This window comes from Novosphingobium sp. TK46 (assembly GCF_055361525.1).
In genome coordinates this window covers 3,074,119-3,092,407 of record NZ_CM143963.1, presented here as the reverse complement: position 1 = coordinate 3,092,407, position 18,289 = coordinate 3,074,119, and the positions used below count along the sequence as shown (strand labels likewise).

General features: G+C 65.9%; 13 protein-coding genes. 2 read left to right on the top strand and 11 right to left on the bottom strand.

All coding sequences use genetic code 11. The features are described from left to right. Nucleotides 1–2: 2 nt before the first annotated feature. From addA to ACXJ1Z_RS14760, 8 genes are all read right to left on the bottom strand, one after another. Nucleotides 3–3,485, bottom strand: a complete 3,483-nt coding sequence (gene addA / locus ACXJ1Z_RS14795; RefSeq protein ID WP_463777652.1) for a double-strand break repair helicase AddA — start codon at nucleotides 3,483–3,485, stop codon at nucleotides 3–5. Continuing rightward, nucleotides 3,482–6,457, bottom strand: coding sequence for a PD-(D/E)XK nuclease family protein (locus ACXJ1Z_RS14790; RefSeq protein ID WP_463777650.1), 2,976 nt, complete (start codon nucleotides 6,455–6,457; stop codon nucleotides 3,482–3,484). The genes addA and ACXJ1Z_RS14790 overlap by 4 nt, the downstream gene beginning before the upstream one ends. Before the next feature lie 8 nt (nucleotides 6,458–6,465). Beyond that, nucleotides 6,466–7,188, bottom strand: a complete 723-nt coding sequence (locus ACXJ1Z_RS14785; protein ID WP_463777649.1) for a nucleotidyltransferase family protein — start codon at nucleotides 7,186–7,188, stop codon at nucleotides 6,466–6,468. Beyond that, entirely contained in the window at nucleotides 7,185–8,171 is a 987-nt protein-coding gene (locus ACXJ1Z_RS14780) for an aminoglycoside phosphotransferase family protein (RefSeq protein WP_463781265.1), read from the bottom strand. The genes ACXJ1Z_RS14785 and ACXJ1Z_RS14780 overlap by 4 nt, the downstream gene beginning before the upstream one ends. Beyond that, nucleotides 8,171–8,632: a tRNA (adenosine(37)-N6)-threonylcarbamoyltransferase complex ATPase subunit type 1 TsaE gene (gene tsaE / locus ACXJ1Z_RS14775; protein ID WP_463777647.1), complete on the bottom strand. Its 462-nt coding sequence runs from the start codon at nucleotides 8,630–8,632 to the stop codon at nucleotides 8,171–8,173. The genes ACXJ1Z_RS14780 and tsaE overlap by 1 nt, the downstream gene beginning before the upstream one ends. Beyond that, nucleotides 8,629–10,983 carry a sensor histidine kinase gene (locus tag ACXJ1Z_RS14770; RefSeq protein ID WP_463777646.1) on the bottom strand — a complete coding sequence of 785 codons (2,355 nt, stop codon included), beginning with the start codon at nucleotides 10,981–10,983 and terminating at the stop codon, nucleotides 8,629–8,631. The genes tsaE and ACXJ1Z_RS14770 overlap by 4 nt, the downstream gene beginning before the upstream one ends. Nucleotides 10,984–11,075: 92 nt before the next feature. Further along, nucleotides 11,076–12,494, bottom strand: coding sequence for an adenosylhomocysteinase (ahcY, locus tag ACXJ1Z_RS14765; protein ID WP_463777645.1), 1,419 nt, complete (start codon nucleotides 12,492–12,494; stop codon nucleotides 11,076–11,078). Nucleotides 12,495–12,615: 121 nt separating this feature from the next. Continuing rightward, entirely contained in the window at nucleotides 12,616–12,999 is a 384-nt protein-coding gene (locus tag ACXJ1Z_RS14760) for a hypothetical protein (protein ID WP_463777643.1), read from the bottom strand. A 284-nt stretch (nucleotides 13,000–13,283) separates the two neighbouring features. On the opposite strand from ACXJ1Z_RS14760, the gene ACXJ1Z_RS14755 reads away from it, so the two are divergent. Further along, nucleotides 13,284–13,763, top strand: coding sequence for a peroxiredoxin (locus ACXJ1Z_RS14755; protein ID WP_463777642.1), 480 nt, complete (start codon nucleotides 13,284–13,286; stop codon nucleotides 13,761–13,763). A gap of 67 nt (nucleotides 13,764–13,830) precedes the next feature. Further along, entirely contained in the window at nucleotides 13,831–14,511 is a 681-nt protein-coding gene (locus tag ACXJ1Z_RS14750; RefSeq protein WP_463777641.1) for an SDR family NAD(P)-dependent oxidoreductase, read from the top strand. On the opposite strand, the gene ACXJ1Z_RS14745 is transcribed toward ACXJ1Z_RS14750, so the two are convergent. The 3 genes from ACXJ1Z_RS14745 to ACXJ1Z_RS14735 all read right to left on the bottom strand — a co-directional run bounded on the left by ACXJ1Z_RS14745 (nucleotide 14,512) and on the right by ACXJ1Z_RS14735 (nucleotide 18,237). Continuing rightward, the gene (locus ACXJ1Z_RS14745) at nucleotides 14,512–15,909 is read right to left on the bottom strand and encodes a hypothetical protein (RefSeq protein WP_463777640.1); all 1,398 of its coding nucleotides are present in this window, start codon (nucleotides 15,907–15,909) and stop codon (nucleotides 14,512–14,514) included. Between the two features lie 181 nt (nucleotides 15,910–16,090). Then, nucleotides 16,091–16,699, bottom strand: coding sequence for a GTP cyclohydrolase I FolE (gene folE, locus ACXJ1Z_RS14740; RefSeq protein ID WP_463777639.1), 609 nt, complete (start codon nucleotides 16,697–16,699; stop codon nucleotides 16,091–16,093). Further along, nucleotides 16,696–18,237: a phospholipase D-like domain-containing protein gene (locus ACXJ1Z_RS14735; protein WP_463777637.1), complete on the bottom strand. Its 1,542-nt coding sequence runs from the start codon at nucleotides 18,235–18,237 to the stop codon at nucleotides 16,696–16,698. Before ACXJ1Z_RS14735 ends, folE begins: the two co-directional genes overlap by 4 nt. Nucleotides 18,238–18,289: the final 52 nt, after the last annotated feature.

Genomic DNA, 18,289 nt, shown 5'->3' with positions numbered 1-18,289 from the left:
CTTTACTCGGACGCGGGCAAGGCGGGCTTGTGGCGCTCCAGAACAGGCGCAGGAACCGCGATAAGCTGCGGGGTGGCGGTATAGAGGATCGCCGCCTCCACCGGCCTGCCGGGATAGATCACCGCCAGCGCCGCCGCATAGGCCGCCATCTGGCGCACCGTCGCCACCGGCACGTCTTCGGGCGACATCGGCGGACGGCGCGCGGTCTTGAAGTCGACCACCCGTATGCGATCGGGCGCGATCAGCAGCCTATCGACCGTGCCGGCCACCACTTGCCCGCCGATCACGGCGGAAAAGCAAACCTCGGCAAGGCTGGCAGGCCCGAACAGATCGGCCCACTGCGCATCGCCGACGATCGCCAGCGTTGCCATAAGCATCGCCTCGCGCTCATCGGCTGCGAAGTCGGCGGCATTGTGCGCCAGCCAGCGCCGGGCCGCTTCCTCGCGCGCATCGGCCGCAAGCTCGGGCAGCCGCTCAAGCAAGCGGTGCATCAGCGTGCCGCGCCGCGCCGCATCAAGCGCCGAGCCGGGCGGCAACGGTGGATCGGGCGCGGCCTCTTCTCCCAGCGAGGATGGAGCCAGCGGACGCGGTGGCAACGGCTCTGCGGGCGGCGCGCGGCGCAGCACCCGCGGCAGCGGTTCGGGCAGATCGAGCAGCGCGGTCGCGGCGGGAGGCTCTGGCGGCATCGGCGCTGGCGGATCGCCCCAGTCGCGCCGGCTGTCCCATATCGCATCGGTGACGCCGGCCTCGGGCGGGAACAGCGCCACCAGCCGCGCATACCAGCTGTTGGGCGCCGGCTGGCCCTTGTCCTTGGGCCCCAGCGCGCCACCGACGAACAGCGCCTCTTCGGCGCGGGTCATCGCGACGTAGAGCAGCCGCCAGTGCTCCTGCATCTCGGCGATCTTCACGCCTTGCGCCTCCTCGGCGATGCGGCCCAGCTTTTCCTCCTTGCGCAAGGGCGGCAACGGAATGCGCCGTTCGGGATCGCGCGGATCGGGCAAGTCGAGCCCGCGATCGCGGCTCTCGTCGGGGTTGCCGGTGGCATCGGCCAGGATCACGATCGGCGATTGCAGCCCCTTCGATCCGTGCACCGTCATCACCCGCACCAGCCCGGCGGCGTTGTCGGCCTCGCGCTTCAATTCGCCCTCGCCGGCATCGAACCATGCGAGAAACCCGACCAGACTTGGCGTGCCGGTGGCGGTATAGGCCATCGCCGCATTCACGAGCTCATCGATCGGATCGTTGGCTTCGCGCCCCAGCCGGGCGACGAGCTTGTGGCGCCCCTGCCACGGCCCCGACAGCAGCCATTGCAGCAGCACATGCGGTGGATCGAAGTCGGCCAGATCGAGCAGCGCGAACAGCTGCAATACGCTGTCTCGCACGAACGGATCGGCCGATCCGCGCAAGTGGTTCCACAACGGCCGGCGCTGGTTCGGCGCGCGATAGCCATGCTCCAGCAGCGCCTCCTGGCTCCAGCCGAGCAATGGCGAGACGAGCAAGCCGGCAAGGTTCAGGTCGTCCAGCGGCTGCGCGGCGAAGCGCAACGCGGCCACAAGATCCTTCACCGCCAGCGGCGCGCCCAGCCGCAGGCGATCGACACCTGCGACAGGAACGCCCAGCGCGTGCAGCCGCGCCACGATCAGCCCGGCCAGTTCCTTGCGCTTGCGCACCAGCACCATGATGTCACCCGCGCCGGCGCGGCGGATCTCGCCCTTGTGAAGCTTGAACCCGGGCCCGCGTGGATCGAGCCAGGCCTTGATCTGCTGGGCGATGCGCTCGGCCAGTTGGCGATCCGGGCGCGACAGCCAAGTCTCGGCGCCTTCCTCGGCCTCGTCCACCACCTCGTCGGAAGCCGCACCGATCGGCTGCCACAGCGATACGTAGCCAGGCCGGCTCTGCCCGACATGCGGCTCGGCCGGCCCGGCCAGTCCGACTTCGGCGTGGCCGATCTGCTGCAGCGCGCGGTCGACGAAATCGAGCACACCCTGCGCGGTGCGGAAGCTGCGATCGAGGCCCAGATCCTGCATCTGGCGCGGGCGATCCGCCTCGGCCTTCCACCGGGCGCCCTGCGAAGCTTCGTGCATGGTGCGGCGCACGCGGTCGGCGGCACGACGAAAGTTTTCGGGGCTGGTGCCCTGGAAGCGGAAGATCGCCTGCTTGTAATCGCCCACCACGAACAGCGTGCGCAGCCGATCGGAACGCTGCCCCTCACCCGCCCAGAATTCTTCCGCCATCGCGAAGATGATGTCCCATTGCGCCGCGTTGGTATCCTGCGCCTCGTCGACCAGGATGTGATCGAAGCGCCGATCGAGCTTGTAGCGGATCCAGTCCGACAGCTCGCGCTTGCCCAGCAAGGCCGCGGCCTGCCGGATCTGATCGTCGAAGTCGATCAGCCCTTCGCGCGCCTTCGCCGCGTCCCAGGCAAGCGCGAAGGCGCGGCCCAGGCGTAGCGCCGGCACCAGCCGGTCGGTCAGCGCCAGCATCGCCGCCATCCGTCCGACCTCGGACAACCCCGCGATCACGCGGGAGCAGTGCGACGGGTAGTCGGGATCCAGCTTTTCGAGCGAGGTGGTCGAGCGCGGTTCGCCCTTCTTGGTCAGGAATACGTCGCACAATGCCGCAAGGTTTTCGTGCCGCTGCGCCGGCGTGGCGGCGAGCCAGGCCGCGATCGTCTCAGCCGCCTTCTGCCCGGTCGCAGCTTTCCAGCCTCGATTGACCGCATGGCACTGTCGCAGCGAGGCGACGTCGAACACCTCGTCGTGCAGCAGGCCGGCGAGCATGTCCTCGTCGGCATCGCTGGGCAGACCAAGCAGACGCAGCACATTGGCGCGCATCGGCTCCTGCCAGCTGCCCGTGCCGAACCATGCATTGCGAGCGGTGGCACAGCGCAGCAGGAACGCCTGCACCGCATCGGGCCCCAAGCGCAGCGACAGGTCCGCCACCGAGGCGAGGAATTGCGGATCGCCGAGCGGGTCCTGTTCCGCCGAAACGAGCAAGTCCGACAGCACCTGGCGCGCCAGCAGCACCCGTTCGCGATCCTCCATCGGCCGCGTACCGGGTAGCAGGCCCGACTCGAGCGGGAACGCGGCCAGCAGCCATTGCGAGAATGCGTGGATGGTATCGATCCGCAAGCCGCCGCCCGGACAATCGAGTACCGAGGCGAACAGCGTGCGCGCGTGAGTCAGTGCTTCAGGGCCGAAGTCGGCGCCGATCGCGCGCAGTTCCGCCGCCAGATTGGCATCGTCGAGGCGGACCCAGCGGGCGAGCTTTTCGTTGATACGCGCGGCCATCTCGGTCGCGCCGGCCTTGGTGAAGGTCAGGCACAGGATCTGCGACGGCTCGACGCCCGGACGCAGCAACAGCCGCAGCACCCGGCTCGACAGCACTTGCGTCTTGCCGGTACCGGCAGAGGCCGAGAGCCACACGGTGTCTTCCGGCGCAACCGCGTCCATCTGGCTGCCGACGAGAGGATGCGGATCGCTCATGCCGGATCCTCGCTGCCACCCAGTTGCACGATCCATTCGTCCAACCGCATCAACTGATCGTACTCGGCATAACCCGGCAGATCGGGGTTGAGCCGGGCGGTGAACGGCTCGGCGCCCAGAATCCAGCGATCGAGTGCGTCATCGAGAAAGCGGGCCGTCTCGGGCAGGAAGCGATCGCGTTCGATGCCGGATTTCTTGGGCGGCTCCAGCACCGGCTCGTTCCAATAGCCGAAGTGCTCCTGCCCCGGCTTCTTGGCCAGCGACCAGTATTCGAAACGCTGCGCCCGGCCTGCGATATCGGGGAACCCGCCCTCGTCCGCGATGAGCCCGATGAGGCCGAGTTGCAGGGCGAAGCCTTCCTCGACCCGGCGGGCCGAAGGTGGCTGGCCGGTCTTGTAGTCGATCACCGCCAGGCTGCCGTCGGCGCAGCGATCGATGCGATCAGCGCGGCCATGCAGGAGAACGCCGCGCCACTCGATCGAACCCTTCACCTCGGTCGCCAGCACCGATCGGCCCGCCGCACGCTGCTCGGCGATCGTCTCGCCGACCCAGTCGAGCGCAGCGACCAGACGCGGGCGCCACAGGGCGCGCATCAAAGGGTGTGCGCTCATTTCATCCATCACCGTCTCGGCGATGCTGCGCAGCATTCCGGCAGGCTCACCCTGCTTATGCCATCGATCGAGAATGTCGTGTACCGCCGTGCCCTTCCAGGCCGCACTGGGTTCGGCGTCGAGCGGATCGAGACTGCGCAGCCGCAGAATCGCGTTGGCATAGAACTGGTAGGGATCCCCGCGCAGGCGGTCGAGCCCGGTGACCGACAGCGCCACCTTGCGTTGATCGGCGGTCGGCACCGGCTTTGGGCGCGGGTACGCCGGGGCGGCCGGGGCATCGTCGATCAGGACCGCCAGACGACCGGCGTCGTGCTCCACCATGGATTCAACCGCCTCGCCCAGCATCGCCTTGACCCGCAGCACGAAGCGCGAGGGGATCACCGGGGAGCCCTCGTCGCGTCGCGCCCAACTGAGCACGACATCGGGCGCACCCAGCGCGGCGGCAAGGTCGTGCGCGGACAGACCGATCCGAAAATCGGCGCCGGGAACACCGAGGGCGCGCAGCAGGGCGGGAGGCAACAAGGCATCGGGAGACGGGCTGGCCGGCCAGACCCCCTCGACCAGCCCGCCACAGATCACCAGGTCCGCCCGGCTCATCCGCGCTTCGAGAAGACCATAGATCGCCACCCGTGGATGGCCACCCCAGGGCGGACGGACCGACACCCGCTCCATCGCATCGCGCAGCACCGCATGCAGTTGCGCGGGATCGAGCCGCGTTTGCGTCTCTCGCGCAGCCTCGCGAAGCTCCTCGATGAATTGCGCCAGAGCGCGCCCGTCCGGGCGGCTCCACATTTCCTCGCCGCACAAGGCCTCAGCCACTCTAGCCAGTTCATCGACCAGGTCGGCTAGCGCGGCATCTTCGCCATGCGCCAGCAGCGGCGCCAGGATCGCGGCCACCTCGGACCACCATTCAAGCACCTTCGCGTCGGCGGCCTTGCTGGCGATTGCCTGCAAACCGGGACCGGGGCGCGGCCCCCGCAAGGCGAGATCGAGAGCCCTCGCCTGATCGAGCCAGCGCGCACGCCCCTCACCCGCCGCGACCAGCGGATGCGTGAGCAAGGCCACCAACGGCACCGGTGCCGCCGCCTCGGCGATCACCTCGGCCAGCAACAGCAGCACGCGCGCGGCCGCGGTCTGCGGCAGGGGGCGCCCGGCGCTGTCGTCAGCGATGATGTCCCACCGCCGCAACTGCGCCGCCACCCGGCCCGCAAGATTGCGATCCGGGGTAACCAGCGCGATGCGCCGCTCCGGCACTTCGAGCGCCTGGCGGATCAGAATGGCGATCGCCTGCGCCTCGGCTGCCGGCGCCGCGCTCTCCATCAATCGAACGCCGCCAAGCCGGCGAACCTTCGCCGCCAGCCCGGACCAGCGCGCGGATGCTGACGGCGGCAGGAACAGGTTCGAAATGGCCCGGCTGCGTTCCGGCGGCGCGGCGCCGATGCCGGCGCGATGCCAGGGCTGAACCTCGGCGCGATTGATACCCATGCGGTTGAGCAGCAGCTTGAGGTGGTACTGCGGGTGCGTGACCGCATCGCCTCGCCCGAACGGCGGATCCTCCGCCTCCACCGGGGCGCCTGCCGTCCCCAGCGCCGCCCAGACCTCGGCGTCGAGAGACAAGTCGAGATCCGGCAGGATCACCGCCCCACGCGGCAACTGCGACACCACGTGCAGCAGACCGGCGAGTGCCGGCGAGGCGCTGGTCACGCCTGCAGCGACGATCGGGCGTTCGGGTGGCGTCTGCGTCCAACGGCTTGCAGCATGGGCGAACAGACGGTTACGGCGTTCGGGTGGATCGACCTCGCCTTTTGCCGCAAGGTCGGCGATCCACAATTGCTGCACCATCAGGAAATTGCGCGTCGCGACCCGCCAATGCTCGGCCAGTTCACCGACGATACCGATCACCGTGTCCGACATGAGGTCGACCGGCGCGATGCCCTCTACCGCCAGACGATCCATGCTGCGCCCGATCTCGAACGCACGCCGCAGCAATACCGCGCCTCTTCCGGCCTGATCGCCCTCGACCTGACGCAGATGGTCGGCGATGCGCAGCCAGCGTCGCATCGGATCGGCGGCAGGTGGAACATCGGCCGCACCCAGCGGATCGAGCAAGGGGCCAAGCGTCTCGTCGAGGTCGAGATCGCCGACCACGCTCATGCGCGGCAGCAGCATGCCCGCGCCGGAATGCCGCACCAGCGCCTCGGTGATGGTACGTGCCGTACGCCGGCTTGGCAGCAGCAGCGTCAGCCGGGCAAGACCGAAATCCGGTTCCGCATAACGCGGCACCAGTCCCGCGACCAGCGCATCGGCGAAACCCCGATGCGCGGCGATGGAATAGACCTGCGGACCCGCGCGTTCAGGCACGAAGGCGCCTAGACACGCGTCAGCCAGTCCTGCGTCGCACGGACGGCGGCAGGATCGCCGACCTCGAACCACACGCCGGTGTGCGAAATGCCATAAAGCCGGCCTTCCTCGATCGCCCGGTTCCACAACACGTTGGTCGAAAACGCACCCTGCGGGGCATCCCGCAGCAGCCGGTGCGACACCAGCTGAATGCCCGAATAGATGAACGGCGCGATCCGCCCCGAGCGGCGGCGCGACACACCGCCATGACCATCGAGGTGGAAGTCGCCCTTGCCCTTGTAGTTCAGCGCGCGGGCGTGCGGCACCAGCAGCAGCAACGCATCCATCCGTGCAGGATCCCAGGCCATCGACAGTTCGGCAAAGGCGTCGAACGGACCATCCAGCCAGATATTGTCGCTGTTGAGCGCGAAGAACGGGTCGGGAAGCAGCGGCAGGGCACGCACCATGCCGCCACCTGTTTCGAGCAGGACGTCCCGCTCGTCGGAGATGGTCGTGGCGGGACCGGACTTGCGCGATGCAAGATGGCCCTCGATGGCGTCGGGCAAGTAGTGCACGTTGACCACCGCCTTCGCCACGCCGGCCAGATCGAGCTGGTCGAGCGCATAGTCGATCAACGCCTTTCCCGCGACGCGGACCAGCGGCTTGGGCTGCGTCGCGGTCAACGGTCGCATCCGCTTGCCAAGCCCCGCCGCCAGCACCATCGCGGTGTCGCTCGCCAGCGGCCCACTCATGCCGCGAACGTCCCACCGGCGCTCTTGCGAAGCGGCTCGGGCACATTGGCCGCGAACCAGTCGGCAACCGGCGCCAAGGCAGGATGCGCCAGATCCCGCTCAAGCTGGCGCCAGACACGCGGGATCAGATCGAGATACCGCGCCTTGCCGTCACGCTTCCACAAGCGCACGAAGATACCGACGATCTTGATGTTCCTTTGCGCGCCAAGCCGGGCATAGTCGGCTCGGAAATTCTCGCGATCATCGCCTGCCGCCGCCAGATACCGGTCGATCATCGCTGCTTCCAATTCGGGTGAGACATCGCGCCGCGCATCCTGCAGCAGCGAGACGAGATCGTAGGCCGGATGGCCGACCAAGGCGTCCTGGAAGTCGAGCAGACCCTGCTTGTGCAGCGCGCCCAGCAGCATGATGTTCTCCGCATGATAATCGCGCAACACGGTCACACCGGGCCGCTGGCGGGGCAGCAGATCGCGCAACACGCTTTCCCACGCGGCGGTATATCCCGCGACGTCGGCATAGAGCTTCTGCGCAGGGCAATACCATTCGGTGAACAGCTTCACTTCGCGCAGGTATTCGCCGGTGGTATAGTTCAGGAAGGGACCGGGCGGCAGCGCGCGTAAGGCGACCAGCGCATCGATGGCTCCGGCATAGACATCGCTCTCATCACTGGGATGCTCGTCGAGATAGTCGCGCATCCGGACGGTGCCGAAATCCTCCAGCAACACCAAGCCCTTGGCGGCATCATCCGCGAGGATCATGGGCGCCCGCAAGCCATTGTCATCGAGCCAGCGCGCGGCGCGCAGGAATGGCGTCGGATCCTCATGCGGCGGCGGGGCGTCCATCAGCAACGCGGTGCTCTCGCCACGGCGGATGCGAAAGTAACGGCGAAACGAAGCATCGCCGGGAAGCGGCTCGATCGCGGCGGCGTGCCAGCCAGCCTTCGCCAGGAAGGCGTCGACTCCATCGGGGAGGGTCGGGGACATCAAAGACATGGCATGCGCCCTAGCCAATCGGGACCGCCTTCGACAATGGCGATCCGCCCCCTGCCCCCAGCTTCGCGCATCGGCTCAAGCGTGATCGCAAGGCACCCGGGTTCGGTCGAGAAGCCGCCGGCCTGCTCGGGCCATTCCGCGATCAAGGCCGCGCCCTCGCGATAATCGTCCAGACCGATCTCCTGCGCCTCGTCCGAATGGCGCAAGCGATAGAAATCCGCATGGACCACGGCCAGGCTGACGGCGGGTGGTTCGTAGAGCTCGACGATCGAGAAACTGGGGGACGGGACTTCGCCGGCATGTCCCAGCCCGGCGATGATCGCGCGCGCCAGGGTGGTCTTGCCTGCGCCCAGGCCTCCCGAGAGCGCGACCACATCGCCTGGCCTCAAAACCTGCGCGATCGCATGGCCGAAGCGGTCCATCGCGGCAAGATCGGGCAGATCCAGCGTCATGGCAGTTCGACGATGGCGGCCGTGCCCTGCCCCGGCTCGGACAGCAGCCGCAACGTGCCGCCATGCGCCTCGATCAACTGGCGCGCGAGCGGCAGACCAAGCCCCTGGCGACGCTCGACGGTGGTGCCATCCGCGCTGACCTTCAGCCCGTCCAGCGCGCGCGCCAGCTCCTGCTCCTGCATGCCCGGCCCATTGTCGGACACCACGACTTGCGCGAACTGACGCCCGTCGAACGTCTCGCGCGAAACCTGCACCAGAAGGCGGCCGCCACGCGGCGTCGCTGCCAGGGCATTGTCGATCAGGTGCCCCAGCGCCCGCGCCAGACGTCGCCGGTCGCCCCGGATCGTACCGACGAGGTTGCTGCCTTGCAGATCGAGCGTCAGCCCCGCGCGGGTGAGCCGGCTCGCGCGTTCCTCCACGACCACGCGAACCAGCGCCATCAATTCGATGTCCTCGCTGGCAAGTGGCAGCAGACCCGCCTCGCTTTGCGACAGGTCGAGGATCGTCTCGATCTGCTCGCCAAGGCGTTCGGACGAGGCGATGATGGCCGCGACGTATTCCTTGCCGTCCTCGCTCAGATCGCCGCCGACTCCGGCCTGGAGCAGTTCGGCGAACCCACCGATCGAGGTCAGCGGCGTGCGCAGCTGGTAGCTCATGTTGGCGAGGAAACGGGTCTTCACCGCATCGGATTCCTCCAGCGCCACGTTGCGCTCGAGCAGCGAGGCCTGCGCTTTTTGGGAGTCGGTGATGTCCAGCACGGTAAGCAGGCCGTTGCCGTCCGGCAGGGGCACGCCGGCGAACTCCAGCGTCCGCCCATCCGCCAGCGTTATGCGGCCCGTCGTCTGGCTGCGATCCAGCGTGGCGGAGCGCACGACATCGCCGATCGCCTTGGCCTGGCTTGGCTGTCGCAAGCGCGGCGAGATCTTGCCCAGCAACGCCTCGATATGGGGATGGGTGTCGAGGAAATCGCTTTCCAGACCCCAGTCGGCGGTGAAGCGCCGGTTCCACAGCTGCATCCGACCGTCGGGCGCGAATACCGCAACGGATTCGAACAAGCTGTCGAACGTCGCGGTGCGGGTGCGCAGCAAGGTGTCGCGCACGGCCGATAGGCGCAACTGTTCGGTACGATCCTCGGCGATCAGCAGCAGCCCCCCGTCGGGCACCGGCTGCGCCACGATCCGCAAGTGCGTGCCGTCGGCCAATGGCCAGGCTTCCTCCTGCGTCTCGTTCGCCGCGAACCAGCCGGCGCGCTCCCGGCGCCAGGCCGGAAAGTCGCGAACCTCTGGCACGCGCCCGGCATCACGCGCCGCGTCCAGCAAGCGCTCGAACGCCGGCGGATCGATCATCGCCGAGGGTGTGAGTGCGAACAGGCTCTGGAAGGGCCGGTTGGCGAAGGTCAGCCGCCGCTTGGCATCGAACTGCGCGACCCCGGCGGAAAGCTGATCCAGCATGGCGCGCTGGGCCTCGCGGAAAGCGCGGAAGGCGCGCGCCATCTCCTCCAGATCCTCGACATCGACTGCGTAGCCGGCGACTCCTTCGCTACCCAGCGGCAGGTCGTGGACGCGATAGGCGCGGCGCTGGTTGTCGATGGTGACCGAAACGAGCCGTTCGATCGGCTGTCCCCGCGTGACCGCCTGCAGCGCAACCTGAGCCGCGCTCATACCGTCGACCTTCTCGATCAGTTCGGTCCCGTCGAACACTACCGCCTCGGCATTCTCGCCCGACACTGCGGCGACATAGGCCGAGTTCACCAGGCGCAGCGCGCCATCGGGCCGCCGAAACCACATCGGCATTGGTGCCGCCTCGATCAACGATACCAGCGCCGCGAAATCGCCCCGCGCGCGAGACGCCTCCTCGCGCAATGTGGTGAGTTCGCTTTCGCTGTCGCTGAAATCAAAGACCCAGACCAGCGCGGCGCCGCCCGGTGAAACCTGCGGATCGGCCAAGTGCCCGCGCAAGGCCAGACTGCGGTCGGATCCGCGTGGAGTAGCCACCATCCGGAATGGTACGGCTGTCTTCTGCGATCGCAGCACCGCTTCGGTCAGCCCGGCCAGGCACTCGGCCGTAAGCCCCCGGTCGCCGCCATCCAGCTCGCTCAGGTATTGCGGCACGCCATCAAGGCCGAGCCATTGGGCAAGACGCGGCGAAGCCTCGATCCGGCCATCGCTGCGCACCAGCAGCGGCAGCGCCGGCGATTCCTCGACCATACGGGCAAGCCGGCGCGCGGATCGCTGAACGGCCGCGGCGCGGCGCTGGCGCAGCCGGGCGGCGATGATCGCCCATGCGGCTGCCAGGGTCCAACTCGCGAGGAGCAATCCCAGCAGCACGGGTACGATGCGATCCTCTTCCATCGCCTGCGGCTATGGGGCGGGTCGGCGCCCATGACAATGGCCGGAACTCGCGTTCCGGCCATTCGCCGTGATCTTACCGAGCGAGGGCGATCTTAGTAGCGGTAGTGATCGGCCTTGAACGGGCCCTGCTGCGGCACGCCGATGTAGTCGGCCTGCTTCTGCGAAAGCACCGTCAGCTGCACGCCCAGTTTCTCGAGGTGCAACGCGGCGACCTTCTCGTCGAGGTGCTTGGGCAGGACGTAGACGCTGTTCTGATAGTTCTCGGACTTGGTCCACAGCTCGATCTGCGCCAGCGTCTGGTTGGTGAAGCTGGCCGACATCACGAAACTGGGGTGGCCGGTGGCGCAGCCCAGGTTGACCAGGCGGCCCTTCGCCAGGATCAGGATCTGCTTGCCGTCAGGGAATTCGACCAAGTCGGTGCCCGGCTTCACTTCGGTCCACTTGTAGTTATCGAGCGCGGCGATCTGAATCTCGCTATCGAAGTGGCCGATGTTGCACACGATGCTCATGGGCTTCATCGCCTTCATGTGCTCGGCGGTGATCACGGCCTCGTTGCCGGTCGCCGTCACAAAGATGTCGGCGCGCTTGACCGCCTCTTCCATGGTGACGACTTCGTAGCCTTCCATCGCCGCCTGCAGCGCGCAGATCGGGTCGATCTCCGTCACCATCACGCGAGCGCCGCCGTTGCGCAGCGATGCAGCCGAACCCTTGCCGACGTCACCGAAACCGGCGACGCAGGCGACCTTGCCGGCAAGCATCACGTCGGTCGCGCGACGGATCGCGTCTACCAGCGACTCTTTGCAGCCGTAGAGGTTGTCGAACTTCGACTTGGTGACGCTATCGTTCACGTTGATCGCGGGGAACGGCAGCTTGCCTTCCTTGGCAAGGCTGTAGAGGCGGTGAACGCCGGTGGTGGTCTCTTCCGAAACGCCCTTGATCGCCTTGACGGACGCGGTGAGATAGCCCGGCTTGGCCTTCAGGAAGGCATTGAGCGCACGGACGAACTCGATCTCTTCGGCGTTCGAGGGCTCGAACAGAGTCTCGCCCGCTTCGACGCGCGCGCCCCACAGCGCGAACATCGTGGCGTCGCCGCCGTCATCCAGGATCAGATTGGCAGTGAGGTCTAGGTCGGCTTCGCTGGTCCAGTCGAAGATCTTGCCGACGTAATCCCAGTAATCGGCTAGGCTCTCGCCCTTGATCGCATAGACCGGGATGCCGGCTGCGGCGATGGCGGCGGCGGCGTGGTCCTGGGTCGAATAGATGTTACAGGTAGCCCAACGCACTTCTGCCCCAAGCGCCGTCAGTGTCTCGATCAGCACTGCGGTCTGGATCGTCATGTGCAGCGAACCGGTGATCCGCGCGCCCTTCAGCGGCTGCGATGCGCCAAATTCCGAGCGCAGCGCCATCAGGCCGGGCATCTCGGTTTCAGCGATCTTGATCTCGGCGCGGCCGAAGTCGGCTAGGCTGATATCGGCGATGGCGTAGTCTTTGGTCAGCTCGGCAGTGGCCACGGGCAAACTCCTGGATCACATAAAGGAATGGCACGAAGGGTTGCCCAACGCGCTTACGATGCTGTTCCCTTAGCGATCCCGCCGCAGCGAGGCAAATATAAAGGTTTCTTTATATGCTGGCTCAATCGCGCCGCATTGCCAGATGGCGCGATGCCGCTTCGGGCAGGATCTGGTCAGCCGCCTCGACCAGGGTGGCCGAACCTTCGACCATCGCCAGCCCGTGTGCCGCTACCTTCAGCTTCTGGCAGCTGAGCCAGGGATGGCCGCGACGATATTCATCGGCAAGCGCGTAGTTCAGATGCTCGTAAGCCTGCGCCGCAGCACCCGAGCCGACTCGCTCCTGAAGCCCCGCCTGCACTTCGCGCGCGGCGTGCGCCAATGCGAAGCGATGATTTCTGGCGAACATCGCATAATCGGCGCGCATATCGTCGGGACCGGCAGCACAGCGAGCGCCGGAAACTTTCAGCATGATGTCGAGGCGATGCAGCTTTTCCGCGCCAGTCATGGGTTCCGCCGCCTGAACGGGACACGTCGCCGCCACGGCGATCATCATTCCCAGCATCGATCTGCGAGCACTCACCCTTAGCCCTCGCGGCCTGTTCGCGAATACCATCTTCCCCAACCCTCATCGCAACTTACACCGATCGGCCAGATGTCGCGCAGGTTTGGTTACCAAAGTCTAAAGAACGCGCCGATCACACAAATAACCGGCCTGCCGTTGCCGGACGGTCACAGCGCCATATATCTGCGCGCAAGCGATTCACGCTCTCTGCAAGGAAGGATCCCTCCATGACCATCGCCATTGGTGACAAGCTCCCCGACGTTAAGCTGATCAAGGTGACCGAGAACGGTCCCGATGCCGTCCAGAGCGCGGACTATTTCGCCGGCAAGAAGGTCGCGTTGTTCTCTGTGCCGGGCGCGTTCACGCCGACTTGCTCGGCCAAGCACTTGCCCGGGTTCGTCGAAAAGGCCGCCGACCTCAAAGCCAAGGGCATCGACGAGATCGCCTGCACCGCGGTCAACGACGCTTTCGTGATGGGCGCCTGGAGCAAGGCTTCGGGCAGCGATGACATCACCATGCTCTCGGACGGCAACGGTGAATTGGCCGAGGCGGTCGGCCTCGTCATGGACGGCACCGGCTTTGGCATGGGCAAGCGCGGCCAGCGCTTCTCGATGGTGGTCAATGATGGCGTCGTCGAACAGCTCAACGTCGAGGCCCCCGGCCAGTTCGAGGTAAGCTCTGCCGATCACATGCTGGGCCAGCTCTAAATGACGCGCGGGGCGGCGCGAGTTGGCCGCCCCGCCTTATCTTCAAACATCACATGCGGGGAATGACATGGCGCGATCGGTAATCGTAACGGGTGGCTTCGGCATCCTAGGGCAAGCGGTAGCGCAAGCGTTCGCCGATGCCGGTGACAAGGTCGCCCGGATCGACTTCGCCGCGAGCGCGCAGCAGGCGCTGGCCGGATCGCTGGACATCGGCGGGGTCGACCTTACCGACGCCGCTTCGACCGAGCAGGCTGTCGCCCAGGTCGCTGCTCAGCATGGCGGGATCGACGTGCTGGTCAATGTCGCGGGTGGTTTCACCTGGGAGACGCTCGAAGGCGGGGCGATCGCGACGTTCTCGAAGATGCACACGATGAACCTGCTCACCAACGCGACGATCACGCAACTGGCCTTGCCTGAACTCAAAAAGTCGCAGGCCGGGCGCATCGTCAACGTGGGTGCCGGTGGCGCGGTGAAGGCCGGCATGGGCATGGGCGCCTACGCCGCATCGAAATCGGGCGTCCATCGTCTGACCGAGGCACTCGCCGAGGAATTGGCCGGCTCCAGCGTCACCGCCAATGCCGTGCTGCCCAGCATCATCGACACGCCGACCAATCGCGCCGACATGCCGGACGCGGACACGTCATCGTGGGTCAGCCCCCAGGCCGTCGCCAAGGTGATCCTGCTGCTCGCATCTTCCGATGCCGCAGCCGTCAGCGGAGCCCTGATCCCCGTTTCGCGCGGCGGCTGATCATCTGGCCTGATGGTGGCGTGGTATCCAGACGGCCGCGCCATCATCGCGCCAGATCCTGCGCCACCCGCTATCGGGGCGATCGAGCGCAATGCTCAGCGCGGTCGAGTGGCTGGGTCGCAGCAGGAACGCGGCGGGGTGATACAAGCGTTCGATGGACCGCAGGCCAAAGCTGCCATCGAGAACCTGACCATAGCGGCCCCACTCGTCGTCGGTGTAACGATAGTATCTACCGTCATAGGATACGCGCCAGGCCGGATAACCGGTGTCTATGACCAGCCCGGCAAATTCAGGCTCGGTGAAAATCGTACCGCTGACCCCGGCCTCATGCAGGCGGGTGACCGCCGCGATGGGCAGATTCGCCGAAAAGTGCGTGGGCCGCAGCCATGGCGTGACGAACGCCACCAGCATCAGCGCGGCGGGCATGATCCATGGGGATAGCGTGCCGCCGTCCTTCTGCGCCGGTAAACGCCTTTCAGCCGTCGTCGATGCGATGACCGGAATGACCGCGACTGCCCAGAACAGCACAAAGCGATAAGCGCTGATCGTCAGCGCCAGCAACACCAGCATCGTCGCGATGTCGCGCCAGGCGGCTACGGAATGGTCCCGGATTATGGCGCGCGCGCAGAGCAACGACACGACGATTACCGGCACGGCGTTCAGGTGATTGGATGGCACCCACAGCGGCAGCCACTCGCTCGCACCCACGGCGATGCTGGCCTGCGCGTTGCGAAGCGAAACCGCGAGGACCGCAAACCCGTCTGGCGTGGCGAACATGCTTGCCAGCGCGATCGGGGTCAGGACGGTCGCAAGCCAGGGCTGTCGCAGTGTGCGATCGCGCAGCCACGCCAACCACCCAGCACCGGCATGTGCGGCCAGCGCGATCGCAGCGATACTGACGGAGGGATGCAGGTTCTGCCACAGCACCAGCAAAGGTACCGCCAAACCCAGCGCGAGCCACAGCCGCAACTCCAGCTTGAGCAAGGCCAGAAGCGCGCCGAAGCAGAGCATGCCGAAGCTTTGCGGTCGCACGCTGGCGGCGGGCAACACTGCGAGGAACGCCACGCCCATGGCCAGGGCGACACTGCCGATCGAGGCCTGTCGCCAACGACAGGCCGCGGCGATCAACCAGAACCCGCCACACCAGCACAGGGCATCGAACAGTCGCAGCCCGGTCCAGCCGGAAATTTCGCGAACGGCGGCAAACACAGCCTGGGCCAGCCAAGCGACCGCTGGAAGTGGCTCACCCAGATGCGTTGCGGCGAATGGCTCTCGCAGGATTGGTCTGCCTGCATCCAGGATCAGCTCGCCAAGGCGCAGCTGCCAGAAGATATCGACGTCCCAAACCGCGCGGAGCATCAGCACGAACAGCATCGCCGCCGGCATCAACGCGAGCACTAGCGTTGTGGTCGCGCTAGGCTTCGATAACCGTCGTATTTGCGACAACGCTGCCTTGCCCTGTATCAGATAGACATTGTTCCCGCCGCGTGAATGCGGCGGGAAGTCAGCGATAAACGCAATGGTTCGGGGCGCAAGACCCGTTCACGCGGTGCGCCGGTTTCACGCCGTCGTCAGAGCATCAGTAGCCCATCAGTTTGAGCACCTCGGACCGGCTGCGTTCGTCATCGAGGAACGTGCCCATCATGCGGCTCGTGATCATATGCACCCCAGGGGTGCGAACGCCACGCGCGGTCATGCAGGCATGGCTCGCTTCGATCACGACGGCCACGCCATGCGGCTTGAGGTGCTCCCAGATGCATTGGGCGACTTCGGCCGTCAGACGCTCCTGGATCTGCAGCCGTCGTGCAAACCCGTGCAGTACCCGCGCAAGCTTCGAGATACCCACGACGTGATCGCGCGGCAGGTAGGCGATCGCGGCCTTGCCGATGATCGGCGCCATGTGGTGCTCGCAGTGCGACTGGAACGGAATGTCCTTCAGCAGAACAACTTCGTCGTAGCCACCGACTTCCTCGAAGATCCGTTCGAGGTGAATTGCCGGATCCTCGCCATATCCCTGGCAATATTCCTTCCATGCCCGCGCCACGCGCTTTGGCGTGTCGAGCAGTCCTTCACGTTCCGGGTCGTCACCCGACCAGCGGATGAGCGTACGGATCGCTTCTTGCACATTTTCGGGAACCGCCGGCTTGCCGCTGCCGTCATCCTCATCTGGGCCCACGAGGCTGCTCATACCATCTTGCTCCTAGCCAATGTCTTCTTCGCGTATGCGATCTTGCCGTGCCGTCCGGACTTGTGCAGCAAGCCATGCCGGCGGAACAGACCCTTGCGTGCGATAGGCTCGAACATTTCGCCGGGGCGCTCCGGATCGAGAAGCGAGCTTTGTGCCAGAGCACGCTCCGCATCGCTCAATTCGGGTAGCTCGAGCGGGCGAACATGCTTGCCCTCACGCGGCAGGGCCTGGATCATCGCCGCCATCGAGCCATGTCGCTCGACCAGACTTGCGACTTCGTCTTCAGATATGCCGCAATGTTCGGCGATGAGCGAATGGCGCAGTCCGGTGATCTTCGAACCCACGTGCCGGTTCGCCGGCCGCGTACTGTCGATGAAGACATCGCACTCGCTATCCAGCCCCATCGAACGATTGTTCATGTTGGCCGATCCGACACGAAGGATTTCATCGTCGACGATCGTCAGCTTGGCGTGGACGTAGATCGGCTCTCCACCCGTCGTGTAGGGTACGAAGATATGGAACCTGCCGGCATGGTCGATCTCGCGCACCGCGCGTACCAGTTCGGCCCGCGCACTATCCATCGCGATCTGTTCAAGCCAGCCATCGGCAGTGAGCGGATTCATGATCAGAAATTCTGGTGGATCCGGCTCCATCAGACGCTTTGAAATAGCCTCGGCGATGCGACGCGAGGCGAAGTATTGCGTCTCGGCATAGATGAACCGTTTGGCCCGGGCGATCTGCTCGACAAAGAGGTTCTCGATCTCCGAAATCTGTGCGGCATCACCCCAGACAGATCGTGTACGCGCGATACCGATCTCGACGTTCTCGAACTCCGCCTGAAGCCTTTCGGGCCATGGGCTCTCCTCTTGGGGTTTGCACGCAGGCATGTCTTCGCCGCCCGCGATCTTCCAGCGATCGCGGCCCAGTTCACCCAAGGCACCGGCAATCTCGCCCTCCATCATCATCGTGACGTCGTGCCATGGTCCATAGCGCCTGCCCGTCGGTCGACGACGGCGCCGGTCATGATGCACATGATCGCGGGTGTCCCAGCGGTCACTCGTCATGTCGATACCGCCGCATACCGCCAGCTTGTCATCGATCACGACGATTTTCTGATGATGGCTACAACCGACGGGATGAGCGGAATCGAACTTGAAATCGATCGTCTTGCTTCTCGCCCAGCGCCATAAGTCGATCGCCATATTTCCGCGTAAGAGCGCTTTCAACAAAGCGACGTTCCACTTGAGCAGGCGTATTTCCAGTTCAGGCGTGCGCTTGCCAAGCCATAGCATGAACGCGCCCAGGCGCGCTGGTGAACGATCGCGCGTAGTGCGCCATCCCGACTTGCGCTCGGAGGTCAGCTTGATACGTGTATCGAAATCCCACCCGATCAGAAATACGCGTTGGCGTGCCTTGCACATGGCTTCGCGCATGAGCCCGAAGTAATCGGCCGCATCGATCACGACGTGGGCTCTTGTCGCCATGGCATAACGCCAGACCGATTGCTGGGCCTGCCCGTCGTCGTCCTGCTCTTCCATGGTACCGTCAATCCCCTCCAGCCGCTACAAACGATCACCTGGGTCAATGTTC

What these genes read in the sequence shown, in the direction of transcription:
- addA (WP_463777652.1), bottom strand. Translation starts at nt 3,485, where the DNA reads ATGAGCGATCCGCATCCTCTCGTCGGCAGCCAGATGGACGCGGTTGCG.
- ACXJ1Z_RS14785 (WP_463777649.1), bottom strand. Translation starts at nt 7,188, where the DNA reads ATGAGTGGGCCGCTGGCGAGCGACACCGCGATGGTGCTGGCGGCGGGG.
- ACXJ1Z_RS14780 (WP_463781265.1), bottom strand. Translation starts at nt 8,171, where the DNA reads ATGTCCCCGACCCTCCCCGATGGAGTCGACGCCTTCCTGGCGAAGGCT.
- tsaE (WP_463777647.1), bottom strand. Translation starts at nt 8,632, where the DNA reads ATGACGCTGGATCTGCCCGATCTTGCCGCGATGGACCGCTTCGGCCAT.
- ACXJ1Z_RS14770 (WP_463777646.1), bottom strand. Translation starts at nt 10,983, where the DNA reads ATGGAAGAGGATCGCATCGTACCCGTGCTGCTGGGATTGCTCCTCGCG.
- ACXJ1Z_RS14760 (WP_463777643.1), bottom strand. Translation starts at nt 12,999, where the DNA reads ATGACTGGCGCGGAAAAGCTGCATCGCCTCGACATCATGCTGAAAGTT.
- ACXJ1Z_RS14755 (WP_463777642.1), top strand. Translation starts at nt 13,284, where the DNA reads ATGACCATCGCCATTGGTGACAAGCTCCCCGACGTTAAGCTGATCAAG.
- ACXJ1Z_RS14750 (WP_463777641.1), top strand. Translation starts at nt 13,831, where the DNA reads ATGGCGCGATCGGTAATCGTAACGGGTGGCTTCGGCATCCTAGGGCAA.
- folE (WP_463777639.1), bottom strand. Translation starts at nt 16,699, where the DNA reads ATGAGCAGCCTCGTGGGCCCAGATGAGGATGACGGCAGCGGCAAGCCG.
- ACXJ1Z_RS14735 (WP_463777637.1), bottom strand. Translation starts at nt 18,237, where the DNA reads ATGGAAGAGCAGGACGACGACGGGCAGGCCCAGCAATCGGTCTGGCGT.